Consider the following 25,109-nt stretch of genomic DNA (forward strand, 5'->3'; position numbering starts at 1 on the left):
CCCCTAGCCCCCCCTTAGCAAGGGGGGGGACAAGAATACTGTTGCATTATTTTTTTAAATTGGTATTAGATGGGCGGGCCCGATACCTCACAAGAATTCGATCTCACTAGATCAGTTCTTCTAGTGAGGGGAAAAGCAATTTTTCTGCGCTGACTTTTTCGCAATCGCAAGGCTGTTGAATTGCGGAGATAGCTGATACTTTTCCCATCAGCAATTGGATGCTTTCGATTAGCAATGGTAAAGTTAATAAAATAATTGATGCAGAGACTAGCAAGCTGATTAAGCCGTCGGCCCAATTCCAGTGCAGCCACGCCACGGCGATCGCAGCTAAAATTACTCCAACCGACGAAAAAATATCGGCCACGGCGTGCAGAAACGCGCTTTTGAGATTTAAGTCGCCGTGACAGCAGGAATGCAAGCAGCAAGCATTGATCGAGTTGATGCTTAAACCGACTATGGCGGTAATTAACATCGGGAGTCCTTCTACTTCGGAGGTTGGAGACTGCAAGCGGGCGATCGACTCGACAGCAATCCACAGGGCGATCGCCACTAAACTGATACTATTAACTAAAGCGGCAATGATTTCTGGGCGATCGGGAATTGGCGATCGGGCGATCGCACAATCTACTGATTTACTTTTGCGTTTGACTGAAGAGTACCAAGTGGCTGTCAAAGTTATTGCTAAAGCTGCTACATCTGAAAAAACGTGACCCGCATCTGCTAATAGGGACAAACTATGAGAATTAAGTGCAGCGATTAACTCTGCTACAAAAAAGCTGCTAAGCAGTACCAAAGCTATTTGTAAAAGTCGCACTTTGTTGTCAATTCTGGGATTTGGATTCTCGCACAGTGCCAGATCCTTGGCTTTTTCAGAGTCTAAATTGTCCCTAACCGGAAATATCATGCAGCAGTCCTTAAGCTTAAACTAGATTTTTAATTAAACATTAAATTAACTATCAATGACTTATAATATACCAACTCCGCACCAACAACCGGAAAATCCGATCGCAAATTCCCCAAATCCTGAAATAAACCCTAGTCCAATTAGCGACAATCACCCAAATACTTTAACAGGTGAATCTTTAATTGATTTGCGACTGTACAACCAGTCAAAGTTCGATCGCGGCCGGCCTGGTTGGCTAATTTTGATTTGGTGGTTCGTACAGGCGATCGCATTTCCCTTCACTCCACACCCTTTTAACGGCATCAGAAGCGGGTTGCTGCGGTTGTTTGGCGCGAAAATAGGTTTTGGCGCAATCATCCGTCCTACGGCTCGTTTTACCTATCCTTGGAAAATTGAAATCGGCGATTATAGTTGGATCGGCGACGATGTTGTATTGTACAGTCTCGATCGAATTGTGATCGGCAAACACTGCGTTATTTCTCAAAAAAGTTACCTTTGCACCGGCACCCACGATTCCCAAGACCCAGCTTTCGGGTTAATCACAGCACCTGTTATCATAAATAACGGCGTTTGGATTGCCGCCGACTGCTTCATTGGCCCCGGTGTCGAAATCGGTGCCAACGCTTTAATTGGAGCTCGCAGCAGCGTCTTTAAAAATATGCCAGCCGGCTTTGTTTGTACGGGAACACCCTGTCGTCCCCGCTACGGGCGAGAAATTAAAAAAAGTTTGCAGTAACTGAGATATTGCTTGTTACCAGGAAGATTCAGATGCTGCTTCTGGGGTGAGGAAAAGCCTCTCTTTACCTCGCAGCTTCTATAGCAATCCTAAATGATTTGTAGATATTTGTAGGGGTAGTGCCCCTGTGCCTACCCCCAGCGTCTGAAGAGGTCAACCACGGGGGGTTGCCCCTACAAGAATTACTGATGAACAGACTGTTATAGTCTGGATAATGATTTAGGATTGCTATAGAAACAGAGAAATGTGGCAGATGTTTAATTTATTAAATTTTAGTTTTTGAGATATTGGACTCTTCTCAATCATACTATAGTGTCCGGTCGAGCGATCGCCATAAAATTTGTTTGCAGCATCAAACTTAACTCCTCTGATGCTGCAGGCTCAAGGGGCACTACTAACTGTTGCCCGATCGCGCTCAAATAAAAAATGCTTTTTGCAAAAACGATCGGCTCCCTATTTACCAAACTTACCACAAAATGACTGTAGATACAATTCCCCAAGAATTACTGACCAATATCTCCCAAATGTTCACAATGACTTTATTTCAAATCGGGGAAAATCCGGTTTCGCTGCGGTCAATTGTGGAACTGATTGTATTGTTCATCGTCATCCTGATCGTAGCCAGCTCTTTTACCAATTTTCTTAAGGAACGCTTGCTAGTTAAATTGGGAATTGACGAAGGAAACCGGGAAGCAATCGCCGTAATTTTGCGATATTTAATAGTCGCTTTCGGAGTGATATTCGCCATCCAAAGCATCGGTGTCAACCTCGCTTCTTTGGCAGTCGTTGCTGGGGGATTGGGAGTCGGAATTGGCTTCGGAATCCAGGATTTGACAACTAATTTTGTCAGCGGCTTAACGCTGCTTTTAGACAGACCGGTGAAAGTCGGAGACTTTGTGGAATTAGAAGGATTGATGGGAATTGTCAAGAAAATCACGATTCGCTCGACCATCGTCCAAACCACTGACGACTCCAGCGTTATAGTTCCAAACAGCACTATAATTAGCAACAAAATTGTTAACTGGAGTTACGAAAGCTCGTTACTTTGTCTGCGACTCTCCATAGAAGTAGCCGAGAATAGCGACCCGCTATTAGTGACAGAAACTCTATTAAATATTGCTTACGCGGAAGCGGGAGTTTTGTACGAACCGACTCCGAAAGTATTGTTTGTTGAGTTTAGCGAGGATAGTTTTAAATTTGAGCTTTTGGTTTGGACAGACAAACCCGTAGAAAGAGAATTTATTAAAAGTTCTTTGAATTTTGCCATTCAGTACAATTTTCGCCAGCAGGGAATTGACTTTCCTTTCAATGACAGAGACTTGTATTTGCGAAATCCCGAAGTTTTATTGTCGCTGTTCGATCCAAATAAAACAGCAATCTCTACCGCTGAAAGTTTCCCTAAAAACGATCGGAAATCTCCGGTTTCGGTAGGAGAAGAAGTCAAAACGCAATTGTCCCTTAGCTCGTTGCTGCGAAAGGTAGAATATTTTGAACATCTGACGGATTTAGAATTGCGGCAATTGATTGAAGTGGGATACCGCCAACGGCTGCAACCACAAGAATTTTTATTTCACGAAAACGATCCGGGAGATGCTTTTTATTTGATTCTTTCAGGTTCGGTGGAAGTTTTTGTGGAAGCTATTGACAAACACCTGAATTATCTCAGTGTAGGTCAGTTTTTGGGGGAACTTTCTTTGATGTTGGGAATCCCCAGAACTGCTTCGGTGAGAGCTTTGGAAGAAACAATTTTATTTGCGATTAATAAGGAAGGTTTCCAGAAAGTTTTAAATGAAAGACCGGATTTATACGAACAGATTATTGAGGAGATAGTCAAGCACAAAGAAGAGTTAAGCGAGAGACAGCAACTGTTGCGAGAGATGCAGTTGGTAGAAACATCGGAAGAAGATGATGATGAAAATCCTGTAGAGTGGGTGAGAAAGCGGCTGAAAGATTTATTTGGTGTGGAAGCAAAAGATGGCTAAATCAATAAGCTGTCGCGCAAATAAACATTGCATATTCAGGGCCCGCTCGCGTGCTCACCCCACAAGAGTGTTTTATGGTTTTTTACATAAAATTTAAATGCCGCAACAGCTTAGGAGCGAAAACTTAATGACTTAAACAACTCCTACAGTCCTCTCTCCTGTAAGTTGTCTTCCTCAAAGGAGGCAGAGCCAAAGCATCTGCATTACCAGGCAGAGCCTGGTAACGAGTAACGAGCAATTGTTTTTTACATAAAATTCAAATGCCGCAACAGCTTATTACCAGAGATTTTGGTTGTGAAAAACCCGGTTTCTGCTTTCCCGGAATTGTTTAATTGCTAGCGGCCAACCCTTGGCGGTAAATTCCCAAATTTTGCAGGTACATTTGTTCGAGTTTGGGCATCGACGATTCTACGGAACCGCCAAAACGCCGAAAAGAAGGCCAAATGTAAGCGAGTTTTCTTACTGCTGACTCCAATCTACCAGCTTCTATATCTTCTAAAGCACCTTTTTCTCGGATTAACTCTACAGCTACCAGGTCTTGATTTTGGGGGCTGAAATCGGTGATGCTGAATTTTTTGGCGAATCTGTCCCAGGTTGTGCTGAGAAACTGATAGCGCCCCGCAGCGTCGGAACAAAGCTTTTTGCCGTAGCGGCGGCCGCATTTCATTTCCCTGGGATGGTCGCTGAAACTGACAAATGTGGTGCCCGTGTACTGGGTGCGGTAGCCGTCGGGGCTAGCGGTGCCTTCGGCGGCGGCGATGGTGTCGAGAAATGCTTTGAGCCGATCGCGCTTAATGTTATGCTCTGCTTTGTCGGGTGAGTCGATCGGTGCAGCGAAGGATCGGCCTTTCGGAGGCTGCGACTTTTCTGCCGAGACAGTTTGTCCCCACAGTTTCGGAGTCATTCTACCCAAAAAAAACGACACGCAGATGCACAAACTCCACGAGACTTTAAAGTGGAGGCGTTTTGACTGCTTGCTGCGCTGTCGCACCGGCCACCCCTGCGGGGGCAAGGTTGCGGGCAAGATTCCCGTTTGCTGGCCGAAGGCGAACAGCGATTTGAGTGCTAGCAAGGTTTGCTTGTAGAAACGGGGTGCAACTTGGCGGGCCCTCATGGCTGCTGCGAAAGTCTTGACATCTGTCAGGGTCACTTCTGCTAGCGGTTTTTCTACAAACAGCCGAAAACTGTTGGCCGCCTGCCAGCTAAATCGCTTGCTGCGGGGGGATTTGCGCTCCACCCACAGGCGAATTAGCTGGATGTCGGAAACGGGTTGCAGATGGCTGCCCCGATTTTCTGGTGGGTACAAAACTACCTCCTGATATCACTGCTGTCTAGTTGAAGGTTCCCAGTTAGAACGGTTGAGATGGACAGGGATCGAGGGAAACTGGCTTTAACCATATTAAGTGATACTACTAAGCGCTCACCGGGTCAAGTTCAACGGCAGATTGTTCGAGCAGTTGATTGTAAAGTTGACTTAGTTGGGAGGCGATACCGTCCCAACTAAAATAGCTTTGGACGCGCACTCTGCCTGCTTGTCCGAGTTGCTGGCGCCATACTGAGTCAATTAACAGCCGATCGATCGCACCGGCAAACACTACTTCATTTTTCGGCGACGCCAGCAAACCGGTTTCTCGCGGCACTACGGTATATCTCAATCCTCCCACGTCCGAGGCGACTACGGGGGTGCGGCAGGCCATTGCTTCAACGGCGACTAAACCGAAGGGTTCGTAGTGGCTGGGAACCGCGCAGACATCGGCGGCGGCGTAGTAGGCGGGGAGAATGTCTCGGCTCAAGCTGCCGGGAAAACTGGTAATGTCGCTCAAGCCTAATTCTTCAACGATGCTGCCGATCCGATCGCGTTCTTTACCGTCGCTTTCCCCCGCGCGCCAGCCGCCGCCGACGATTAGTTTTAAATCAGCTTTTCGCAGCGCTGAGAGACTGACGGCGCGGACTAAGGTTTCGATGCCCTTGCGGGGGTCGAAACGGCCGACGTACAGCACGACTTTGGTTTCGGGGGCTATTCCTAACTGGCGGCGGGCGGCCGATCGCCCGATCGAGCCGAACTGTTTAATGTCGGTACCGCAGGGAATGATGTCAATGTTGCCTTTTGATGAAACCAAACACCTCATCTGTTCTCTTTCTTGGGGACTGGTAGCCACGACGCGATCGGCTGTTTCCAAAACTTTTTTTTCGACTTGCAGCCTGGTTTTGGCAATCATCGGAATTGTCGAAACCGACTTGTATTTAACTGCTCCTAAAGAATGATAAGTATGAACTTGCTGCAAGGGTTGCGATTTTTTTAACTCCATTCCTACCCAAGAAGACAGCCAGTAATTCGTGTGAACTAAGGGATATGAATGTTAAAGGGCGATCGAAAAAACAGCAAAATTATTGCCTGTAAAAATTTTATTTCCTGCCGCCTTCCTTCTTCCCTCAAGTGATACCAATGCTCCTGCATTTGTGCAACAGTATTGAGGGCCGGTTGTTTAATATTTTGGCTTTTAGCATCAATCTGGGTGAACCCGCCCCTACCAAAACTGTTGGAAAATTTTTGAGAATTTGTATGACCCCCGTTAAATTCCTTAAATCCGTTGACTTCGGTACATTGTTCCTTGGCAGAACTTCTTGCTTTTGCCAAACCGGGGGTTGTAGCTTAACCTCAAATTTCGCCTTTGTCTGTTGTTAGTAATTTTTCCGGTTTTTGGGTGGTTTGGATTCCCCGTTTTCGCTGGTGACGAGATTGTTTCGCGAACTCCGCATTTTGGAACCGTATCGGTTAGCCCAAACTTGAGTGAATTCCGCACCTAAGAACAGAATTTGAGCGGAATAATTAATCCAAAGCAGGATAATCACGAAGGAGCCGGCAGCACCGTAGGTAGAGGCAATACCGCTACCTCCGAGGTAAGCTCCAATTAGGGATTTGCCGATCGTAAACAGCATAGAGGTAATGGATGCACCGATCCAAACATCATTCCAGGCAAGCTCGACATCGGGCAAGAGTTTGTAAATTAAGGCAAAAAGCATCGTGACTACGCCAAAGGAGAGAGCAAAGTCCACAATTTGCCAAATGCCAACCGGTAACTGCAGCACGCCGTTCAACCAAGAGCTGATAGCTGCTAAAACGGCGCTAATTACTAAAGATACTAGCAACAGAAACCCTATGCCTAAAATCATCGCAAAAGACAATACGCGGTCTTGGAAAAATCCCCAGATGCCGCGTCCGGGAGGCGGCGTAACATTCCAAATAGTATTGAGGGCGTCTTTGAGATTAGTAAACACGTTGGAAGCGCCCCACAAGAGTGTAGCGAGACCGACTAAAGTAGCGATCATTCCCGACTTGGGTTCGGAGACTTTGATGATGAGTTCTTGGACGGTTTGGGCGCCATCTTTGCCGATCAAACTTTGGAGTTGGGCGACGATTTGACCTCGGGCTGCGTCTTCACCGAAGACTAAACCGACGATCGCAATTACGATAATTAGCAGCGGGGCGAGGGAGAAGACTGTGTAATAGGCTAGGGCGGCGGCTAGGGTTGGGGCTTTATCTTTTTGCCATTGAGTAAAAGTTTCTTTGAGCAGCGATATGATTGATTTTAAGTTCACGGCTTTTGGTTCCGTCATATTTAGCGTTTGCGAACAGATTATAATGGGTTAGGAGTCTTTTAGCGCCGGCCACAAGATAGATTAGATCGAGCAAGCAAATTCTGAAAATTACTTTTATGTTAGATTCCAACACAACTGTTAACAGCACCGATGTCAAATCGCCCAAAAAAGCAATCTCTTGGGCAAAACTGAGCGCCTTAGTAGCAGCCGTCAATTTTTCCTTGGTGATTTTCCATTTCAGTTACCCGCAGTTGCGGCCTGTTTATCAGAGCTATTTTCCGGGTTTAGTGAAAATTTACGACCCGATTAAAGGTATTGATTCGAGTTTGCCCAATCCCGAATATTTGCAAGCGGCTGACCAGTTTTGGCGAATAGATGCGTTTTTTATCGGGTTTTTTTGGGCGGAATTTTTGATAAAAAGTCTGTTCCATACCCGCCGCAAACCGGGGGTAAGTTGGTTGGATTTTGTGCTGAGGCGCTGGTACGAGGTGTTTCTGTTGATTCCGATTTGGCCCTGGTGGCGGATTCTGCCGGTATTGGTGCGGCTGCACAAGTCGGGTTTGGTGAATTTAGACCGCGCCGTTGCTCAAATTACCTACGAACCGGTGGCTTATTTAGCCGATACGATGTCGGAATACATGATGGTGCGGTTTATCAATCAAGCTCAAAGTTCGATCGAACAGGGCAACGCGGCGCAGGTACTGCTGGACCCGCAGCAGCCGTACCTTCACGTCAATCAGGAAAATACGATCGAACGAATTACCAAGCGGATTTTGGATCTGACAATTTACAAAGTTTTGCCGCAGGTGCAACCGGGTTTGGAAGAATTGCTGCACCACAATTTGGAGGCGACAATCAAAAAGTCGGATTTTTATCAACTCTTGCAAACTTTCTCTCCGATTAATATTTTGCCTCAAGAAATGACCGAACAGCTAGCAAATTATTTGGCTCAAACTGCGGTTGATGTGGTAGCAACTACCTACGAGGACGACAAAGGGCGAAAAATTATCGATAATTTCAACGAAGAATTTAATCAAAGTTTGCGGCGGGAATTGCAAGATGAGAAAACTCTCGGCGAATTGCAGTCGCTGCTGTCGGATTTGTTGGAAGAAGTGAAGTTGAATTACATTGAAGGCGGCTTGAAGTCCGATCCGGAGCAAACTTTTACTGAAATTAAATCGTTGCGGGAAGTAAGGGAGAGCCGATCGAGCAATTAGTTTCGGGTTTGTGAATTGAATTCTTTTTTTCCTTCTTCCTTGCTTGCGATGACTCAAATTCATGTTGCGATCGCCATTTTATACCGAGACGGCAAGTTTCTCTGCCAGTTGCGGGACGATGTTCCTGATATCAGGTATCCCGGACATTGGGCTTTGTTTGGCGGACACTTGGAGGCTGGAGAAACCCCGGAAGCGGCTTTGTTGCGAGAATTGGTAGAGGAAATTGGCTGGGCTCCTGCAAGTGTTTCTGTTTTCTGTTGCGATGTCGAAGGAGATGTTGTCCGCCATGTTTTTCATTCACAGCTTAGCGCGGATGTCAAGGATTTAGTTTTGCAGGAAGGTTGGGATATGCAGTTGTTGACTGCCGGGGATATTCGGGCCGGTAAATGCTATTCTCAAAAGTCTGGAGATGTGCGACCTTTTGGCATTCCTCACCAGCGGATTTTATTGAGTTTTATTGATTCGATTTGAGACTCTAGTAAGGTGCGGAGCAGACACCCTACATTTTAGGTTTTTTCGCAGTTAAGATCGAGCGGCAATCATTCCTGTTTGTCGCGCGTAGGCAAACAGCCCTCCGGCATCAATCACTGGCCCGACATCTCCTAAAGGCTTGAGGGAGTACGTGAGGTTTTGAGTGTGGTTGATAATTCGATCGCCCGCAAAGTCGATCGTCACTTCTTGACCTGTTACAAATAAATCGCACAGCCGATCGACCGATTCGATCGGGTACAATTCACCAGTAGCCGAGCAATTGCGAAAGAAAATCCGCGCGTAAGACAAGGCTACCACGGCTTTCACGCCCGCAGCCCCCAGAGCGATCGGAGCGTGTTCCCGCGAAGAACCGCAGCCAAAATTTTCGCCAGCAATTATAATCGGATACTGGGTTTTGATTTCGCCGACTTCCATAAACTTGCCGTAGCGGTCGGGCAACCCAATCATCGCATAACTGCCGAGTTTCTCGTACTCGTCGGGCTTCGAGGGCACTAGGGTCAGATATTCGGCAGGAATAATTTGATCTGTATCGATGTTGTCGTCTAAAACAAAAATTTTACCGCTAATTACTTTACCCATAGTTTATTTATTTCCTTTTGGCGCGAGCTCGGAGGCTGTGTTGATAGTTTTAAGTGCGATCGGTATGCAAAATTTGCACCAGTTCATTTTAACCTGGCAGCGCCAGTGATAACCTGTAGAAGTAAAAATTAGATCCGAGACTTTGGGTTGATAAATATACAGACTGCTAAGCGTCAAGAAGTTTTATGGTGAATCAACAAGTAGATGACATTGCTCGACAAGCTCGCGAGGGCTCCGTTGCAGCGATTATTCAAATCCTTAACGACCAGCTCGCACAGGTAGGAGTCAGGGCCAGAGCCGTTTTTGCCGAAGGTGTGCTGCAACTGCTGTGCGAAGCTGCCACGCCACAACTGCTAGAACAGTCTAGTTTGGTCGATCGAGTCCGAGAAATTTTGGAGGGCTTAGATCCCCGCAATATTCGCCGAGTCAACATCAACAGCAGGCTCGTGCGAGAACACCAACTGCTGTGGCTCGAAGAAATTAGCCGCGATCCCGATAATCAACTGCTGTGGTCTCAACAAATTAAACTCAGAAAGCCGAATTTGTTCAAGCGTTTGGCCGCCGCCCATCACGATCGCCAAAATCGAGGCAAGCGGGCTTTGCCGAGAATGGCTGTAGCTCGATCGATGCAGGAACCGCGGCAATTTCAGCGCGGTATCGTCGGCGGTGTCAGCTTGACCGTGCTGTTGCTGGCTGCGACTGCCGCCATCTACAAAGGACTCAATTCCCAAGTGCCAAACACCACCGCAGCCACCACCCAAGCAGTTGCCACTGCCGCTTCGAGTCCGGCAACACCTGCTGTGAAAATTTCTAAGCAGACTGCTAATTCTGCTGTGGATTCTTTTGCACAAGCTGTGCGAACGGCCGAGCAAGCAGCCACCGAGGGCAAAAATGCTCAATCTCGCCAGGATTGGTTAATGGTAGCTGCTAAGTGGCAGCAAGCTTCGGATTTGATGGCCGCCGTACCCCCAAATCATCCCCGCTACACGATTGCTGTCAACCGGACGGCTGTTTACCGCCAAAATAGCGATAACGCCCAACAGGAAGCACAAAATAAGTAAGGAGGAAAGCAGGTTAAATTTAACAATAGAACTTGCTCAGTGTCTCTACAAGCAGCGAAACATGAGTTTTTGAGCAAAAACTCCGAAATTCTCATCTCGACAGCGAGTGATAATTTGGGGATTTTGAATTTTTGCGATCGGCATCACTCGATCGACCGATTTGTATCACAATAAAATTTTGTTAGGATCACAAACTTAAATAGGAAACATCACAGAGTCAGCAGAGGGGTGTCACGAAGCGGTCTCTAGAAAAGTTGGATAATTGTAACGGCAAGTCGATTTTCGCATTGAAGATTTACTTGCAGCATTTCGATCGGGGAACCCGAACAAGAGTCTAAAATATTGGAATCTCCACGACAAAAGTGTCGGAAAGCAAGTACCCGTTTTTTGAGGAAATCAAAATTAGTGCGAATTGGATTTATCCCGATCCGGTAATAATTCATCCCCTAATCGAAGGGTAGAAAACAGCAAAATCCAACTAGGTCCGACCGGGTATTTTTTTTACAAAAACAATTACCCGCCGACGGGCTGCACAAGCACACAAAGCAGGCTCATAAAAGTTAAGCAGACTGTGATTGATAGGTTGTATATTTGCAGCGCGAGCCAACGAAAACACTTTTAAAATAGAGGCTTGTTTGCCATGATCGCCGATCGCCAGGGAAATCAAGACTTTACTCCGATCGACGGAGAGCCGTCAGAGTCTTGCACTTTGCATCTACTACAAATCGCAGAACCAGCATCAGTCCAAAAATTTCTGGATCGTCTTATGCAGTACCAGGTCGATCCTGCCCTTGAGGGGCGGCAAATTTACAAAATTCTCACCACCACTATCGATCGAGAAATCCTGCTGCAAATAGCAAATACTTTGGGGGCTGCATGGGGAGCAGATTTCTGTTTGGTTGCTGCTGTAGCTGACCAGAAACTAATAAATCCCCATGCTTGCTGGGACAATAAGAGCGATCGCCCAAATCCTGCCCCTGTCGCAGCGGATTCAACTCAAACAGCGGAACAGTCCCAAACCACAAGCTTAAAATCGCCCAACATATCACTCGACCATCCACTCCTGGCTAAAGTGCTAGCAGACGGCGAAATAGTGGCGATCTCAGACTATCTCGATACTGCAGCAGCTTCATCCCCCAAATCCCCCGCGACACCCCTGTCTGGGAGGGCAATTTTGGCAGGGCCAGCACGATTTGGAGGAGCTGTAAATGGGATAATAGTTGTTGGTAAGTCGCAACCTCGCGAGTGGTCGGCCGCCGACAGAAAGCGCCTAGAAGCAGCATCAGACGCGATCGGTACCGCGATTTCTCACGTTCAAAAAAATCAAGAAATTGCCAGTTTAAAGCAACAGTTAGAGCAACAAGCTAAATACAAAAATCTTCTCAAGTCAGTTACCGCAGCGATTGAAACGAGTTCAAAAGCCGATCGAATTTTGCAGCGAGTTATTGAACGTACCGTCGATACCCTGCAAGTAGATAGAGGTCAAATCCTGCTGTTGAAATACACAGACCCCCTTTTAAAAACTTCCTCCCTCACTCAAACGCCCAAAGCAAAAGTCGAATTAGTTGGCGAATACGCTGTTAAAAAAGCTACAAAAAAACAAAAAATAGCACCGAGCAAGGCAGAAAAACCAACCGCGAGTGCCAAAACAAAAAACCAGGATAAAACTGCTAATTCCCAATCAAAAATCCCTAATTCAAAATCAACTAACTCTGCCGCTTTTTGGCTGTCGGAATCTAAGTTGTGCGATCGGGCATTCAACAGCGCACCCCAACCCCTCGCCCTCCCTGACTCCGGCCAATCCACCCGCAACGAACCAGAAAACGTCGCAGAAATCTTGAAACTCCAAGACATTCGCGCCCTGTTGCTGGTTCCCCTCACCGACACCAAAAACCCAGACGACAAAACCGTCTTGGGGTTCTTGGTATTGCAGCACTTTGCTCCCCGCCCTTGGAACCCAGAAGAATTGGAAGTTCTCGAATCGGTGTGCGTGCTAGCCAGCAGGGCGATTGTCCAAAATCAGAAACTCGAGCAAGCGCAAACCCTAGTCGAAGATAGAACCGCTCAGTTGCAGCAAAGTCTCGACGTGCAGGAAAAATTGTACGCAAAATCTGCCAATCAACGAGAGCAACTACGCAAATTGAAACTGATGGAAGACGAGTTTCTCAGTACAATGAGTCACGAGTTGCGTACCCCTCTAACCATCATGAAGCTGGCGATTCTGATGCTCAAACAAGCCGAACAGCCCTTAGCAAGTCGGGCTAAGTATCTCGACATTCTAGAGCAGCAGTGTTCCAAGCAAACCGCTTTGGTTAACGATTTGCTGGCCCTCAAGCAGTTTGAACCGCAGCAAGTCCCTATTGCTCCGATCGAAATCGATCTCAAGCGTTTAATTCAAGATTTAGCTGGGGATTTTGAAAAAAATTGGGCGGATAGGGGATTGACTCTGAAGGTAGATTTGCCGAAGTCTTCCCCTTTGCTGCAAACCGACCCGGACAGTTTCAAGCGGGTGCTGCTGGAACTGCTGACGAATGCTGGCAAATACTCGGCTGCTGGAAGTGCGGTGATTTTCGAGGCATCTGAGGCTGGTGACTGCATTGTCTTGAGCCTCTCTAATTTCGGGCGCGGCATTTCTGCTGCTGATTTACCCCACATCTTTGACAAATTCCGCCGCGGGACAGGCATTACTGACCAAGCGATCGCGGGTACGGGTTTGGGTCTGGCGCTGGTAAAGTGTTTAGTAGAGCACTTGAATGGTACGATCGAGGTGTCTAGCTCTCCTGCAGAAAGTTCTGAAGCTGGCGACTTGTGGCGCACATCTTTTACTCTGACTCTGCTAAAATCTCCAGCGGAATTCTGTCATCTAGAAGAATAGTTAGGTAGAAAAGCAACGCTTGATTGGCAACAAACAGGCGAAGACTTACCTTTATTCCGAGATTGGAAAATCTCGCAAACCTAGCAAATCCTGCTTTTAAAATTGTTTGTCAGGTTTCCTGTCTCAATAGCAGGTTCGCGCGATCGGAATTAAGTCCGCTCGTTGCTCGTTACCAGGAATTGCTCGTTACCAGGCTCTGCCTGGTAATGCTTCTGGGGCGAGGCTCAGCCTCCTTCTTTCTTGCAACTTACAGGAGAGAGGACGGTAGGAGGTGTTTAAGTTATTAAGTTTTCGATCCTAAACAGGTTCTACAGGAGAGAGAGGACTGGAGGAAGTGTTGAAATTATTAAATTTTCGTTCATTAATTTATTATCCATTTTTGACCGCATAAACCGGGTTTTTCAAATGTTTAAAAAGCCTGCAAGGAAGTATTTTTGTACGTGGAAGCAGGTTTCTATGCTAGAGAATATCCCCTAAAAAACAGTCGCGCTGCATGGAACTAGATCCTGAATATTATGCTAACAAAAGCTGCACCAAAACTCCTGCGTTGGCAGCGTTCTAAATATTCGCCCCTGGCACGACAAATAGACGTTTTTGCTGCGGCGGCACAGTTTATGTTTTTTTTGTGGTGGGATGGACTGCTGCAAAATAATTCTGCTCATACTAGAAGAATTCGCGCCCATTGGTTGGTCAATACTTTGCTGGATTTGGGCCCCACCTTCATCAAAATCGGCCAGTCTCTCTCGACGAGGGCAGATTTGCTGCCGCTGGAGTATGTCAAGGAACTCGAACAGTTGCAGGATCGGGTTCCTGAATTTAGTTCCGAAGAGGCGATCGCCCTTGTAGAATCAGAGTTGGGCAAAGATATTTATGCTTTGTACCGCGATTTTGACCCGTTCCCCATTGCTGCGGCGAGTCTGGGACAGGTACACAAGGCGAGGCTGCACACCGGGGAAGATGTGATTGTCAAGGTGCAGCGTCCGGGTTTGGAAAGTTTATTCGATTTAGATGTGAAGGCGGTGCGCCAAGTGATGCGTTTTTGCGATCGCTATTTTCCGGCGACGCGCAAGTACGATTTGGAATCTATTTATCACGAGTTTTTTAAGATTTTATATCAAGAAATTGACTACGTGCAAGAAGGGAAAAATTCCGATCGCTTCAGCCATAATTTTCAAGAATATCCTCAGATTATTGTTCCTAAAGTCTACTGGCAATATACTACTAAAAAAATTCTGACTGTAGAATACGCGCCGGGGATTAAGGTAGACGATCGCCTGAGTTTAGAAGCGATGGGAGTAGATATTGCTAAGCTCAATCAAATCGGGATTTGCTGTTACTTGAAGCAGTTGTTAATTGACGGCTTTTTTCAAGCTGACCCGCATCCGGGAAATTTGGCGGTGACAGAAGATGGTAGGTTGATTTTTTACGATTTTGGGATGATGGCTGAGGTGAAGTCTCTGGCTAAAGACCAAATGGTCAATACTTTTTTTGCGGTACTCAGAAAAGATACTGATGAGGTACTCAATACTTTAATGACGATCGGCTTAGTTGAGCCGATGCCGGATATGATGCCGGTGCGGAGGCTGATTACTTTTCTGTTGGATAAGTTTATTGATAAGCCGATCGACTTTCAAGCTTTTAATGAAATTAAGAACGAACTTTACATTATGTTCGAGCAGCAACCGTTTCGCTTGCCTGCAGAAATGATGTTTATTGTCAAGTCTCTGACAACTCTCGACGGCATTGCTAGAACTCTTGACCCTGACTACAATTTCCTAGCATCCGCTCAGCCTTTTGTCAAGAGTATTGCTGTAAGTAAGGGCCGGGGAAGTGCGATCGCAGAATTAGCCAGACAAGCCCGAGGTTTTATCACCTACAAATTGCAAAGCCCGAGCAAATCGCAAGTTTTCCTCAAGCGTTTGGAGCAGCGGATCGAAGATGGCGAATTGCAAATTAGAGTGCGAAATATCGAGAGCGAAAGAGCCTTGAAACGGATTAGTTTAGCGCTGAAAACTCTAATTTTTGCTTGTGTGACTGGTTTTGCGGTGCTGTCGGGTGCGGTGCTGCTGGTGGGCGGATATCAAACGGGGGCGATCGTGGCTTTTGCTGTTGCGGGATTCGGCGGCTTATTTGCGCTGCGCTCTTTCTTAGATTTGCTGGTGAAGGAAAAGCTCGATCGCATGGTAGGAAAATAAATATACTTGGGAATTGCGATCGCAGTCAGGACTTTAGTTTTTTTTAAAAGAACTAAAGGAAAGACGAATTTGGCTGATGATGTCTCCTGCATTTAAAATTGCTAGTCCATATAATTTCCCAGAAACTCTTGCTTAGCGATCATCTCTTCTGCTGATTTTGCAGAAATCAACCTCAAAAATCCTCGCAATTGTTCCCCAATCGAATAACTTTGTCGGCCCATTACAATTCCTGAATGTTCCCGGCCTTGTTCCATATAAATTTTATGCAAGCGACAAAAGTCTCCCACATTCAAAGTATAGATAACTCGCCCCTGGGCAGTTGTCCATATTAATTGCTCTTCATCAGTGCAACTGAGATTGCTAGCTTCAGCAGTTGTAGCTACATCAATCCCTGCATTTCGGAGCGCTTTGACTAAGGAACGTTCCAGAATATCCTCATCTAAATATAAACGAATTTTGCTCAAGATTAACTCTCCGCTTTGTGTTCATTAGATAAGCGATCGCACTCAGCGTCTTCATCAGCAATATCAGCATCTATTTGCTGTTTATTGGCGTAGTAGTAAGCTAGTGCTGCATGAACTTGTGCTAAATTTAAGTGGGGAATTTCTGCAATAATTTCTTCGGGTTTCATCCCCATTTTGTACCAAACGGCGATTCGTTGAACTGTTATTCTAGTGCCTGCGATACGGGGGCGATTTCCACAGGTGTCTGGTGTGGAAATGATGAGAGTGCCAATATCAGTTAAAGTTGGCATAGGTAAATCTGGGGTTAAAAATTAGAATTTGAGTATAGCATAAATTTATTAATTTTTTAAGCTATAATCTAATCAACCTGCCCTAAGTGTTCCAGAAGATAAGCAGCAGGAGGATTGGCTATGTCAACTACTGTTCGAGAAGTTTACGATCGCGTTCTATCTACCCTTTCGCCAACGGATAGACTGCGCTTTGCAACTCTTATTCTCAACGATTTGGTGCAGCAAAATCTATCGGTTGTCGATGAAAGCGAGACTTGGACTGAAGAAGATAAGCTCGATGTAACGGCATTTTCTTTGCAGTACGCGGCTACCATTTTTCCTGAAAACGAGGAGATGTAATTGTGTCTTTTAATCCTGGTGATGAACGTAAAAAAAAATGGATTTCAATAGCATCGATCTAACTAATTTTAGGCATTTTTAACTGCAATTGCAAATCCTTGAGAGCGGGCGATCGATCTACGACGAGCGATAAACTTAGCTATAATTGTAGAGAATCAGGTTATACTAAATTAGTAACTAACTTTCACTCAGATATGACTACGGTAGCTATCCTGCCTGTACTTAATACCAACGGTGAGAAATCCTATCGCGCTATTGCGGGCGATCGACAATCTGTAGGTAAAACTGCGGGTCAAGCTTTAGATGCTTTGACTTCTTTGTTAGGCGAAACGGACTTCAGCGCATTAATAGTAATTCAAAGGTTTAATCCTGACGAATTATTTACTATCCAACAACAAAAAAGATTATCAGAGTTAATGAACTTGTGGCGTACAGCGCGCGATCGAGGACAAACTCTTTCTCCCCAACAACAAGCGGAATTAGAAAGTCTTGTCGAAGCCGAACTTAAAGCTGCTACTATTCGGACAGAAGTTCTCGTACAACAATCGATCTGATGAATCCTAACTACAATTTAGTAGCAGATCGCGCTGCTCATCGTTGCGAATATTGCCGCGCACCTGAAATAGTATTTAACTTTCCTTTCGAGATTGAACATATTGTACCTCTTGCAAAAATCCTTTTCATCAAATTTTGGGACGGGCTAGAAGCCCATCCCACAAGAAAAAAGATTTTTGTGGGATGGGCTTCTAGCCCGTCCTAACTATTTTTGCAAGAGGTCTATTGTTCCACTTTATCGAGGCGGTAATGATGAAATATCAAACTTAGCATTAGCTTGTCGCTCTTGCAATCTGCGGAAAGGAACTAATACAAGCGGAATTGATTCTACATCTAATACAGAAGTTTCCCTGTTTCACCCAAGAGAAAATAGGTGGGAAGAGAATTTTAAAGTGCAATCTGAGTCAGGTGCGATCGCAGGAATGACACCAGTAGGTATAGTAACAGTTACAGCTTTGGGAATGAATTCTCAACCACAGTTAATAGCGCGACAATTATGGATTCGTTTAGGTTTATTTCCCTAACTTTTTTGTCAATCTATCTGCTTCACTACCTCCAAAGTTGGCCCCAAACAGTTTGTGTTGGCCAATTGCTATCACCCGAATTTCGCGAGTCTGTTGTTTGAAGAGTAAACCCCCGCGTTGCTGGTAATGAAATGACCAAAAGCCGATAACTTCGTAGAAAAAGGTTCTCAAAAAAAGACTTGACAAAGGGATGAAATCGCTATAGATTACAGCTTACAGCTCTCGATGCGAGAGAAGAGACAAACACCACACCTCCACAGAACTCGAAACTCCCACCAACAGGGAGGTTGCCCACAGGTGCTTGCTTATTAAAGGTTAGGTTACTGTAGTTCAACCACTCTCCTCCTTTTCGCCAACCGCAACGATCGCCCAGCTTGCATTCAGTGTCATAATCAACTTTACCGCCTACTTCCAACCAGATTTTTTTCTGGACGCTAAAGCCAAAGCGACCCTGACTGTATTTTACCCACAATTGGTCGATCGTCCGCAAATCATCGCCAGGAAAATTCTCAATTGATTCCCTATCCAAATAACCTTCCTTCTCCCGTCTAGCGGCTTTCAGCATCACCTTGAGTGTTTCCCCATCCGCTTCTTTCCACTTCCCCGCCGCCAATAAATTCCGCAGACGAGTATAGTCAACACCCATCGCTGATTTAAGCTGTACCGAAACACCGGCAACCGTTGGCGGAATCGGTTCCCGCAGATAACTCAACCAATCTTGCATCGACTGCGGCCGCTTTTGCGGATCGGATGCCATCCCTTTTTCTATTGCTAAACTCACCCAATCTTTCACCCCAAAATTTTTCGCAGGTGGCAATGCTTCATTTCTATAATGCCGATTGAGGGAAGCTGTTGGCGGTTTTCCAGTTACTGCATAATATAAAGATGCAGCTAAAGCATAAATATCAACCGTTGGTTTACCGCTACCTTCGATATGCTGTTCCCAAGGAGCAAAAGCAGGGTTATGAGGATGTCTGCTGCTAATAACAGTCGGCATTAATTCATTTGCCAGCCCAAAATCAATTAATACTGCTTGCCCGTTGGGACGCAACATAATATTACCTGGATGAGCATCTCGATGGACAATTCCTGCTTGGTGAACATCAATTAAAGCTTCTCCAATTTGGCGGATAATTGCCACTGCTTCTGTATCCGGGAGTCGCCCTCGCTGCTGTACGGCATCAAATAAACTTTGCCCGACGATTAAATCCATTACCAAACAGTGAAGGCCTTTTTCCTCAAACAAATCGCTGACGCGGACAATTCCAGGGTGCGCGTTTTGGCAAAATTTGGCTAAGATTTGCCCTTCGCGGATAAATCTGCGAACAAAGTTGGGATATTCCGGGTCATTTTGCAAACTCAGATTCGGCGTTTTGAGGACAACTTGATAGTTAAGTTGCAAGTGTGTGGCCTTGTAAGTCATGCCAAATCCCCCCATTCCCAGGATGGTGTCAATGCGGTAGGGGCGAGTTTTGAGGATTTGTCCGGGTGTCCACAGCATGGCAGGTTGTTTAAATTCTCTTTAATTGCTATTTATGATAAGCTGTCTCGCTTCTAAATAGCAATGAAGATCAATCACTAATTCGTCAAAAACCCGCTTTCTGGGCTCATGCGTAAGTTCTCAAGGTTTTAAGTTAAATTACAAAGTTTCTACATACTCCCACAGAATCGATTGTGGCAACCACAATTGGGCTGAGCGAGTAGCTGCAATTTATATCGATCGATTTTGTATGTATCCTTCCTTGCTATTTTTACTTAATTTGATAAATATAAGCATCTGAAATCAACATCTGATTTACCATGTTATTTGTCATGCGTTTACCTGATAAATTCAAGTCCCAATGTTTCTGTAATTGACGCAATCCTTCAATTAGTTTATGCTTGACACTCACTGCTACAATGGCTGTCCAATCGATTTTTAATTCTGGTTTTACTTGGCGAAAAATTGATAATATTTCCTCATAACTTTTAAGGGGGCCCTTGCTATCGTACAGAGGCGAAGTGAGCATCAGTCGCCAGGTTTCCGGTTCTATTGCGTAGATCCAGAGAGCAGAATCAACTGATAAACCTGCTGTATTGAGAGCGTCTATAAGTCTTTTACCTTCTTCTATTTCTTGATTTACCAATGTTGCTGTAGCCATTGTAAAACTCCGTGATTGGGGTCGGTAATTGCTGAATAAACATCGACAGCTTTTTGTTTGTTATGTTTTTCGTAGCGACTTTCTTCTGACCAGTCTTTGACTAATGCCCATCGAGGTGGAAAATTTGGATCTCCGAGGAGGGATGTTAATTCTGCATCAAGTTTAGCAACTTTAACAAGTTTTGCTAAATCGTGGGTGTAACTGTCAATAACGGTTTTTTTGTCAGGAAAATCGAATTTATGAGTTTGTTTGGCAATGCAAGCTTTTAAAGCGCATTCTACGATATAGCCACTCAGATAGTAAGCACCAGAGTATTGACGGTTGGTGAGCAGCACTTCTACTTCTTTAAGTCGAGTGAGTGCGATGTTTTGTAAATCTCGCCTATTCAAAAATTTAGCTTACCTCCATGAAATCAGCAAAGAAGACCCGGCGGTTGAAATCGCATCTGGATTTACAATTATCCAATACGAGAGGAAGTTAAACGCGCCAAATGCAAAAATGATACCTAGCGTGTGGGTTCGGGTTTTTTCCTTTACCAGTTGCTAGATATCACTTTGATATCAGAGTCAGATTTTCAATACCCCCAGGGGAATTCGAATCCCCGTCGCATCCGTGAAAGGGATGTGTCCTAGGCCTCTAGACGATGGGGGCGCGTTTTGCTGCGTTTGCTTGTGTGCCGCACCTTGATTACCTTAACTAATTTTTCCCAATCTGTCAACTACTTTGTGAAAGTTTTTTTTCTAGTCGTCCGAAAGCTGCTCGCAGTAAGCTTTGAGGATGCTGGCGCAGTTGCCGATCGCCCCCAAATGAGCAATTTCAAACCCGTGCGTATTCTGCGTCGGGAAACTCAAACAAGCCGCGCGGGCGACGTGGCCGAACTTCATGGCGATCGAAGCATCGCTCCCAAAACCGCTAATTACCGCCAACTGCACCTCCACATCGGCTGCGACTGCGGCTGCGCGCAATTGGGCGTTCAATCCTTCATCGTAAACTCCGTAGCCGTCCTGAACCAGCAAAACCGGGTTTTCGCCGTCGTCGATCGGGTATTCTGGCGCTAGAGGGCAAATTTCCAAAGCAATCAGCGCGTCCAACTGCTGGCGCTGCGAAAAATACAAAGCCCCGATCGCCCCAACCTCCTCCTTCGCCGAAGCCACCAAATAAACATTCACCGCAGGCTCTGTCAAACATTCGGCCAGAGCCAGCAAAATCGCCACAGAAGCCTTGTTGTCCAGGGTGTAGCTCGCGATCCAATCCTTCAACCGCAGCGGGCGCTTGCGGTGCTTTCCCACCACCATCCGCGTTCCCGGCCGAATGCCCGCCTCGGCTAATTCCTCCCTGGTACACTTGGTTTCAATCCAGGCATTTTCCCACTTGACAGAAACATCCTCCTGCTGAGCTTTTTGGGGGGATTCGTGAGAAACGTGGCGGCTTCCGAAGCTGAGAATCCCGCTAATTGTTTGCTTGTCGCCCAACAAATCGACGACACCTTCGCCGTACACCCAAGGAAACGCGCCGCCCAACCTGCGAACTTCGACGCGGCCTTTTTCGCCTATTGTTTTAACTATCGCGCCAATTTCGTCTTTGTGGGCGGTAATGGCGATCGACTTTTGCTGATTGCGGCCGGGAATTAGGGCGATCGCATTGTCCGCGCGATCGATCCAAGCATTCACACCCAAAGCAGCGAATTTTTCCATCAACCGCTGGTTAATTTCCGACTCTACACCGCTGGGAGAGTGCAGCATGACTAATTCTTCGATTGTTTGGAACAGGCGATCGAACTCTAACATTTTTTATTCCCGCGTTTGATACCGGACTTTGACATTTATTAAACCAGATTTAATTTCTATTTACCATTCTCCAAAAACCCATAAAACGACGGTGTGTAACTAGATAAGCGAGCAGTATCAGTGATGGATGCACACCTACAAATACTTAGACAACTGACCTCAGCAACCTAATTTTTGGGAATATTTGTGGTCGCCCAACCCAAAAAATCTAGCAACCCGGTTTCTCGCCACCACAGGTCACATATAAAACTGTCCGAAATATTGTTATTATGAATGTGAAAAATATATCTCAGTTCTCCCAATGCTTTTCAAAAAATTAGTGCAACTATTGCGGCGAAAAATTCGAGCTAAAAAATTAGGCATAAAATTTAACAGAGTTGCTAGCTTTCAATTGCCAGAACAACTAATTGTGCAAGAAAAGCATTATCAAGTAAACATCCCTTCAGAGAAAGGCATGGACGGAGAATTTATAGAAGTGCTTTTAGATGATTGCTACGGAGTCGAGCGATTATCCCCATCCTTGAGGACAATTATTGATGTTGGAGCCAATGTCGGGTTATTTCCAATTGTTGCGAGGAACCGGTTTCCTCACGCCGTAATTCACGCCTACGAAGCTAATCCCTACCTAGAAAATTACCTCAAACATCAATCTAAAATCGCGAATTTTACCTATTTTATGGAAGCTGTAGGAGCCGAAGATGGTAAAGTCGTCCTCGATATTCGGGAAGTGTCGGGAAAAACCCGATCGACCGTCAGCGCCAGCGGCGACATACCGATGGTATCATTTCGCAGGGCGATCGATCGAATTGGCGGCAGCGTCGATTTAGCCAAAGTAGACTGCGAAGGCGCAGAATGGTTGTTATTTGAAGATCGAGATACTTGGCAGCTCGTGCAAAACCTTTCTTTAGAATATCACTTGTGGTCCGGTCACACTCACGCCGAAACCAGACAAGTTATTGAAAACTTAGGATTTCGGATCGGAAAGCAAACACCAATAGATAAATGGTACGGCTCGATTTTAGCATCCAGAACCCGCAATCCTCAATGAGAGCGCGTCCCGTACAATACCCGTTATAAGTTTGTAGTGAGGACTTCAGTCTTCAGATTTTTACTCTTGACTGGCATTCCTCACTACAGACTTTTAACAGACAGTGAATTAAATCTGTTCTTCTCCTTGATTTAAACGCTGACTTCCTGGATTTTCCTCCATGCGAACAATACCCTCATTGGGAACGTTGAGGATACCTGTGAATGGTTCTTGACTTGGTTGCAAAGCTTGTTCCTTGTTTTTGCGATCGGCAATTTCGCGCTGCAACTTATCAATTGTAGCTTGAAAACGATCGGCTTGCCTGAGCATTTCCTGTTCTGAAAAATCCAGCAATTCAATCAAATTGGCAATTTGAGATTCCAGGAATTGATTGTCGTAAAAGTTGTTATTAACTGCATTTTTTGCCGCCGAAGATGACGAATCAAATACAACTTTTTCCTCACCGAGTAACAAAGCTGTTTTGACACTCAATGCTAAATGTCTAAACATTTCAGCAGTGTTTTGTGGAATTTTAACTTTCAGGAACATCACTACAGCAAACAAACTTCCAGACGGCAGAAGTCCCCCAAATCCCAACACAGATTTGACTTGGTAGGGAATAATTAAAGATTTTTGTTCGGGAATCAAGGGGCTGCCTTTTGCCTCTGAAACGTGAAAAATATTTAATACTGCGGGTTCTAATTGCAGGAACCTTTCTCGCTGGGTTCCGATGACTGTAGGAATGTCTAAACCAAACTGCCGGATTATTTCCGAAATCGCCGGCATTTCGGCTACTAATTCGGTGCTAACTAACCCAATAGCAGTATTTTGGGCTGCTGTATGCCGAGAATTCCACTGCGGTTGGGCGCCTGCTGCTGCTAGCAAAGTCCAGCATTTCATGTCGGCGGCAGGGGAATTATTGTTCATCAAACGGCGGACAGATTGTTGCAATGAGTCTTCTAATTCGCCGTAGGGATGAGTTTTGAACAAACGCACCAAAACACAGCTATTTTCTCCTGTTTGCGAACTGCAAAAATGTTGATAAATAAATTTAACAATTTTCTGGCTGCAAGCTTCCATACTAGCTGTATTTCTACCTAGCTGGCGCAGGACTAAGCTGCATTTCGCCATGTCTTGCGGGGTAAATCGGGTCATGTCGTACATTAAAAAACGCTCTCCCAGAGCTCAAACACTCTTTTTCATTTATCGTTAAGGCTGCTACCGCATCCGGAATCCTACTGAGAGGTTTGAAAAGTGTTGGTTAAAATACCTACAAAATCTTTTAGGAACTTGCATAAATTGTGTCGGATAATACACAAGTTAAAATTAAACGAAAACAATCTATCTCGCAGGGTGCGCCGTTCAAGCTGAGAGATGTTGATGTATGATGTTTGAAAGGATTTGTGACTGTGAGTCGCGCACAGAAATTACAGAAACGGGAATTTTATAATGCGGTAACTATAGTAATCAAAAAAGTGCGATCGTTCAAACTTCGGTGCTTCTTTTGCTGAGAACCTAAGTCGGAACGATGTCACATCTTGCACCAATGTCAATAAAGGGATTTTTCGTGGGAGGGCGGGTTTATTTAACCTTTCTGCAAGCTTTAAGGCTCAAGAGTGAACCCGCCCCTACAGCTTATTAGACCTCTTGCAAAAGTCCTTTTAATCAAATTTTGGGACGCTGCTCAGAGCAACGTCCCACAAGAAAAAAGATTTTTGTGGGATGGCTTTGAGCATCGTCCTAACTATTTTTGCAAGAAGTCTATTGAAAATGGTGCAATATCTCAGAACGATCGAACTTGCTTCATAATAAGTAGATGCTTTGTTTAAAACTTTTAAGCACCCAAACAACTTTACTGGGTAGGTTGAGACTTGACTTGCAAAGCATCTTTAGCTGACAATCCCCCATCTTGAGTGCCAAAATACCACAAACTAGCGGCAGCTTCGGCGCGAGTCACGGATTTCTTCGGCTGAAAGAGAGTTGTAAAACCAAAAACTCGGCGAATAATCGCCAAATCTCCATTGTTAAAATCAGCTAAAATTGCCCGCGAGGCCTGGGAGTCAATTTTAGAAGCGTCTTGAAAGCCCCACTTTTCTTTCACTCCCTCTATGTTAGCTGTCGGTAAAATTTGACGAGTATCTAAAGGCACTTTCCAAAGAATCATTGCTTCGCGACTTAACGGTGCATCGGGCCGAAATTTCACATCTTTAGTGTCTGCTGAAATCGAACTCGGAATTACACCCGCTTCTGCTAAACCTTGAATTACTGAAAAATCTGGGTCTGTTTTGGATACGTCAGAAAACGCGGGTTCGCTAGAGTCTACTGCTAATCTAATTTGTTT

Annotated in this window: 25 protein-coding genes, 1 tRNA gene and 1 pseudogene; 11 read left to right on the plus strand and 16 right to left on the minus strand. The window is 45.4% G+C overall.

Annotated features, from left to right (window positions below):
* Positions 1-106: 106 nt before the first annotated feature.
* Positions 107-904: a cation diffusion facilitator family transporter gene (locus WBA89_RS20310; RefSeq protein WP_424408987.1), complete on the minus strand. Its 798-nt coding sequence runs from the start codon at positions 902-904 to the stop codon at positions 107-109.
* A 55-nt stretch (positions 905-959) separates the two neighbouring features.
* On the opposite strand from WBA89_RS20310, the gene hpsU reads away from it, so the two are divergent.
* Positions 960-1,640, plus strand: coding sequence for a hormogonium polysaccharide biosynthesis acetyltransferase HpsU (gene hpsU, locus WBA89_RS20315; RefSeq protein ID WP_424408988.1), 681 nt, complete (start codon positions 960-962; stop codon positions 1,638-1,640).
* A 302-nt stretch (positions 1,641-1,942) separates the two neighbouring features.
* Here the strand turns inward: hpsU and WBA89_RS20320 are convergent, their stop codons facing one another.
* Entirely contained in the window at positions 1,943-2,140 is a 198-nt protein-coding gene (locus WBA89_RS20320) for a hypothetical protein (protein ID WP_424408989.1), read from the minus strand.
* Between the two features lie 33 nt (positions 2,141-2,173).
* On the opposite strand from WBA89_RS20320, the gene WBA89_RS20325 reads away from it, so the two are divergent.
* A complete protein-coding gene (locus WBA89_RS20325; protein ID WP_424408990.1) occupies positions 2,174-3,622 on the plus strand; it encodes a mechanosensitive ion channel domain-containing protein in 1,449 nt (482 codons plus the stop codon).
* Positions 3,623-3,950: 328 nt separating this feature from the next.
* Here the strand turns inward: WBA89_RS20325 and WBA89_RS20330 are convergent, their stop codons facing one another.
* From WBA89_RS20330 to WBA89_RS20345, 4 genes and pseudogenes are all read right to left on the minus strand, one after another.
* On the minus strand, positions 3,951-4,928 hold the full coding sequence (locus WBA89_RS20330) for a glycoside hydrolase family 24 (protein ID WP_424408992.1): 978 nt from the start codon (positions 4,926-4,928) through the stop codon (positions 3,951-3,953).
* Positions 4,929-5,034: 106 nt separating this feature from the next.
* Positions 5,035-5,976 (minus strand): annotated as a pseudogene (locus tag WBA89_RS20335) (glycosyltransferase); the annotation flags it as partial.
* On the minus strand, positions 5,967-6,260 hold the full coding sequence (locus WBA89_RS20340) for a hypothetical protein (protein ID WP_424408994.1): 294 nt from the start codon (positions 6,258-6,260) through the stop codon (positions 5,967-5,969). The pseudogene WBA89_RS20335 and the gene WBA89_RS20340, both read right to left, overlap by 10 nt.
* A 44-nt stretch (positions 6,261-6,304) precedes the next feature.
* A complete protein-coding gene (locus WBA89_RS20345; RefSeq protein ID WP_424409020.1) occupies positions 6,305-7,222 on the minus strand; it encodes a YihY/virulence factor BrkB family protein in 918 nt (305 codons plus the stop codon).
* Positions 7,223-7,338: 116 nt separating this feature from the next.
* On the opposite strand from WBA89_RS20345, the gene WBA89_RS20350 reads away from it, so the two are divergent.
* Both WBA89_RS20350 and WBA89_RS20355 read left to right on the plus strand, forming a co-directional pair.
* On the plus strand, positions 7,339-8,439 hold the full coding sequence (locus WBA89_RS20350) for a hypothetical protein (RefSeq protein ID WP_424408996.1): 1,101 nt from the start codon (positions 7,339-7,341) through the stop codon (positions 8,437-8,439).
* Positions 8,440-8,454: 15 nt separating this feature from the next.
* Complete coding sequence (locus WBA89_RS20355; protein ID WP_424408997.1) at positions 8,455-8,910, plus strand: NUDIX hydrolase; 456 nt, start codon at positions 8,455-8,457, stop codon at positions 8,908-8,910.
* A gap of 51 nt (positions 8,911-8,961) precedes the next feature.
* Here WBA89_RS20355 and WBA89_RS20360 read toward each other — a convergent pair whose 3' ends face one another.
* Complete coding sequence (locus tag WBA89_RS20360) at positions 8,962-9,510, minus strand: 3-isopropylmalate dehydratase (RefSeq protein ID WP_424408998.1); 549 nt, start codon at positions 9,508-9,510, stop codon at positions 8,962-8,964.
* A 185-nt stretch (positions 9,511-9,695) separates the two neighbouring features.
* Between WBA89_RS20360 and WBA89_RS20365 the strand changes: the two genes are divergently transcribed.
* The 3 genes from WBA89_RS20365 to WBA89_RS20375 all read left to right on the plus strand — a co-directional run bounded on the left by WBA89_RS20365 (position 9,696) and on the right by WBA89_RS20375 (position 15,641).
* Complete coding sequence (locus WBA89_RS20365) at positions 9,696-10,571, plus strand: hypothetical protein (RefSeq protein WP_424408999.1); 876 nt, start codon at positions 9,696-9,698, stop codon at positions 10,569-10,571.
* Between the two features lie 640 nt (positions 10,572-11,211).
* The gene (locus WBA89_RS20370; RefSeq protein ID WP_424409000.1) at positions 11,212-13,446 is read left to right on the plus strand and encodes a GAF domain-containing protein; all 2,235 of its coding nucleotides are present in this window, start codon (positions 11,212-11,214) and stop codon (positions 13,444-13,446) included.
* A 515-nt stretch (positions 13,447-13,961) separates the two neighbouring features.
* Positions 13,962-15,641, plus strand: coding sequence for an ABC1 kinase family protein (locus WBA89_RS20375; RefSeq protein ID WP_424409001.1), 1,680 nt, complete (start codon positions 13,962-13,964; stop codon positions 15,639-15,641).
* A 101-nt stretch (positions 15,642-15,742) separates the two neighbouring features.
* On the opposite strand, the gene WBA89_RS20380 is transcribed toward WBA89_RS20375, so the two are convergent.
* Together WBA89_RS20380 and WBA89_RS20385 are read right to left on the minus strand one after the other, a co-directional pair.
* The gene (locus WBA89_RS20380; RefSeq protein ID WP_424409003.1) at positions 15,743-16,105 is read right to left on the minus strand and encodes a DUF5615 family PIN-like protein; all 363 of its coding nucleotides are present in this window, start codon (positions 16,103-16,105) and stop codon (positions 15,743-15,745) included.
* A gap of 2 nt (positions 16,106-16,107) precedes the next feature.
* Positions 16,108-16,395, minus strand: a complete 288-nt coding sequence (locus tag WBA89_RS20385; RefSeq protein WP_424409005.1) for a DUF433 domain-containing protein — start codon at positions 16,393-16,395, stop codon at positions 16,108-16,110.
* Positions 16,396-16,515: 120 nt separating this feature from the next.
* Between WBA89_RS20385 and WBA89_RS20390 the strand changes: the two genes are divergently transcribed.
* From WBA89_RS20390 to WBA89_RS20400, 3 genes are all read left to right on the plus strand, one after another.
* Positions 16,516-16,734, plus strand: coding sequence for a hypothetical protein (locus WBA89_RS20390; protein ID WP_424409006.1), 219 nt, complete (start codon positions 16,516-16,518; stop codon positions 16,732-16,734).
* A 194-nt stretch (positions 16,735-16,928) separates the two neighbouring features.
* Positions 16,929-17,288 carry a hypothetical protein gene (locus WBA89_RS20395; protein ID WP_424409007.1) on the plus strand — a complete coding sequence of 120 codons (360 nt, stop codon included), beginning with the start codon at positions 16,929-16,931 and terminating at the stop codon, positions 17,286-17,288.
* A 177-nt stretch (positions 17,289-17,465) separates the two neighbouring features.
* On the plus strand, positions 17,466-17,813 hold the full coding sequence (locus WBA89_RS20400) for an HNH endonuclease (protein WP_424409008.1): 348 nt from the start codon (positions 17,466-17,468) through the stop codon (positions 17,811-17,813).
* Positions 17,814-18,012: 199 nt separating this feature from the next.
* Here WBA89_RS20400 and WBA89_RS20405 read toward each other — a convergent pair whose 3' ends face one another.
* The 5 genes from WBA89_RS20405 to WBA89_RS20425 all read right to left on the minus strand — a co-directional run bounded on the left by WBA89_RS20405 (position 18,013) and on the right by WBA89_RS20425 (position 21,741).
* Positions 18,013-19,314, minus strand: a complete 1,302-nt coding sequence (locus tag WBA89_RS20405; RefSeq protein ID WP_424409009.1) for a GUN4 domain-containing protein — start codon at positions 19,312-19,314, stop codon at positions 18,013-18,015.
* A gap of 250 nt (positions 19,315-19,564) precedes the next feature.
* Positions 19,565-19,954, minus strand: a complete 390-nt coding sequence (locus tag WBA89_RS20410; protein ID WP_424409011.1) for a hypothetical protein — start codon at positions 19,952-19,954, stop codon at positions 19,565-19,567.
* The gene (locus WBA89_RS20415) at positions 19,933-20,343 is read right to left on the minus strand and encodes a HEPN domain-containing protein (RefSeq protein WP_424409012.1); all 411 of its coding nucleotides are present in this window, start codon (positions 20,341-20,343) and stop codon (positions 19,933-19,935) included. The genes WBA89_RS20410 and WBA89_RS20415 overlap by 22 nt, the downstream gene beginning before the upstream one ends.
* A gap of 189 nt (positions 20,344-20,532) precedes the next feature.
* Positions 20,533-20,605, minus strand: a tRNA-Glu gene (locus tag WBA89_RS20420).
* Positions 20,606-20,694: 89 nt separating this feature from the next.
* The gene (locus tag WBA89_RS20425) at positions 20,695-21,741 is read right to left on the minus strand and encodes a M42 family metallopeptidase (RefSeq protein WP_424409013.1); all 1,047 of its coding nucleotides are present in this window, start codon (positions 21,739-21,741) and stop codon (positions 20,695-20,697) included.
* A 301-nt stretch (positions 21,742-22,042) separates the two neighbouring features.
* Between WBA89_RS20425 and WBA89_RS20430 the strand changes: the two genes are divergently transcribed.
* Complete coding sequence (locus WBA89_RS20430) at positions 22,043-22,789, plus strand: FkbM family methyltransferase (RefSeq protein WP_424409015.1); 747 nt, start codon at positions 22,043-22,045, stop codon at positions 22,787-22,789.
* A 108-nt stretch (positions 22,790-22,897) separates the two neighbouring features.
* On the opposite strand, the gene WBA89_RS20435 is transcribed toward WBA89_RS20430, so the two are convergent.
* A complete protein-coding gene (locus tag WBA89_RS20435) occupies positions 22,898-23,932 on the minus strand; it encodes a histidine kinase (RefSeq protein ID WP_424409017.1) in 1,035 nt (344 codons plus the stop codon).
* A 688-nt stretch (positions 23,933-24,620) separates the two neighbouring features.
* A partial coding sequence (locus tag WBA89_RS20440; RefSeq protein WP_424409019.1) for an S-layer homology domain-containing protein occupies positions 24,621-25,109 on the minus strand: 489 nt, incomplete at its 5' end.

The organism is Microcoleus sp. (genome assembly GCF_049646505.1).
Lineage (GTDB): Bacteria > Cyanobacteriota > Cyanobacteriia > Cyanobacteriales > Microcoleaceae > Microcoleus.